Annotated in this window: 1 protein-coding gene; it reads left to right on the plus strand. The window is 51.7% G+C overall.

Features of this window, described 5'->3' with window-relative positions:
• Positions 1-2,066 (plus strand): beta strand repeat-containing protein (locus CWD90_RS22850; RefSeq protein WP_205161292.1); only part of this gene is annotated, 2,066 nt, incomplete at both ends.

The following is a 2,066-nucleotide window of genomic DNA, read 5'->3' on the forward strand; positions in this document are numbered from 1 at the left end:
GGAGCTACTGGTGCAACTGGAGACAAAGGCGATAAAGGTGATACAGGTACCGCTGGTACTAATGGAACAAACGGAAACGACGGTTTAACTGGTGCTACTGGTGAAACCGGAGCTCAAGGTATTCAGGGTGAAAAAGGAGATACAGGTGCCGCAGGTACCAATGGGACAAATGGAAATGATGGTGCCGCAGGTGCGACTGGAGCAACTGGTGCTACAGGGGAACAAGGAATACAAGGTGAAACTGGTGCCGCAGGTACCAATGGAATAGACGGAAACGACGGTGTAACCGGAGCTACTGGTGCAACTGGAGACAAAGGGGATACAGGTGCCGCTGGTACCAATGGAACAGACGGAAACGACGGAGCTACTGGAGCCACTGGCGCTCAGGGAATTCAAGGTGTAACCGGAGCTACTGGTGCAACTGGAGACAAAGGCGATAAAGGTGATACAGGTGCCGCTGGTACTGATGGAACAGACGGAAACGACGGTGCCACAGGTGCTACAGGTGACCAAGGAATACAGGGTATTCAGGGAATCCAAGGAGAAACTGGTGATACTGGAGCTACAGGTGCTGATGGTGCCCAAGGAATCCAAGGTGTAACCGGAGCTACTGGTGCAACTGGAGACAAAGGTGATACAGGTGTCGCAGGTACTGATGGAACAGACGGAAACGACGGTGCTACAGGAGACCAAGGAATACAAGGTATTCAGGGAATACAGGGTGAAACTGGTGATACTGGTGCTACAGGTGCTGATGGTGCTGATGGTGCCCAAGGAATCCAAGGTGTAACCGGAGCTACTGGTGCAACTGGAGACAAAGGCGATAAAGGTGATATAGGTGCCGCAGGTACTGATGGAACAAATGGAAATGATGGAGCCACTGGTGCTACAGGTGACCAAGGAATACAGGGTATTCAGGGAATCCAAGGAGAAACCGGCGACCAAGGTGAAAAAGGAGATAAAGGAGATAAAGGAGAAACTGGTGAACAAGGAATCCAAGGTGAGACCGGAGCCACTGGTGCTACAGGTGATCAAGGAATACAGGGTATCCAAGGGGTTAAGGGTGAAACCGGTGACCAGGGAATCCAAGGTATTCAAGGTGAAACTGGTGACCAAGGGATCCAAGGTGAAAAAGGAGATACGGGTAACACCGGAGCCACTGGTGCTACAGGCGATCAAGGAATACAAGGTGAAACTGGTGCCGCAGGTACCAATGGAATAGACGGAAACGACGGTGTAACCGGAGCTACTGGTGCAACTGGAGACAAAGGCGATAAAGGTGATATAGGTGCCGCAGGTACTGATGGAACAGACGGAAACGACGGTGCCACGGGTGCTACAGGAGCAACAGGTGCCGCAGGAACTAATGGAATAAACGGAGCTACAGGAGCAGATGGTGCAACTGGTGCAACTGGAACCAATGGTATAGACGGAAATGATGGAGCCACTGGTGATACTGGAGCCACTGGCGCAACAGGTGACCAAGGAATACAAGGTATCCAAGGGGTTAAGGGTGAGACTGGAGACCAGGGTATCCAAGGTATTCAAGGTGAAAAAGGAAATACTGGAGAAACCGGAGCCACTGGTGCTACAGGTGACCAGGGAATACAGGGAATTCAAGGTATTCAAGGTGAGACCGGAGACCAAGGAATCCAAGGTGAAAAAGGAGATACGGGTAACACCGGAGCTACTGGTTCTACAGGTGACCAGGGAATACAGGGGATCCAAGGGATCCAAGGAGAAACTGGTGACCAAGGTATTCAAGGTGTAACCGGAGCTACTGGTGCAACTGGAGACAAAGGCGATAAAGGTGATACAGGTGCCGCTGGTACTGATGGAACAGACGGAAACGACGGTGCCACAGGTGCTACAGGTGCAACTGGAGACAAAGGGGATACAGGTGCCGCTGGTACCAATGGAACAGACGGAAACGACGGAGCTACTGGTGCTACAGGTGACCAAGGAATACAGGGTATTCAGGGAATCCAAGGAGAAACTGGTGATACTGGAGCTACAGGTGCTGATGGTGCACAAGGAATCCAAGGTGTAACCGGAGCTACTGGTGC

It is taken from the genome of Arenibacter catalasegens (assembly GCF_002909235.1).
Taxonomy (GTDB): Bacteria; Bacteroidota; Bacteroidia; order Flavobacteriales; family Flavobacteriaceae; genus Arenibacter; species Arenibacter catalasegens.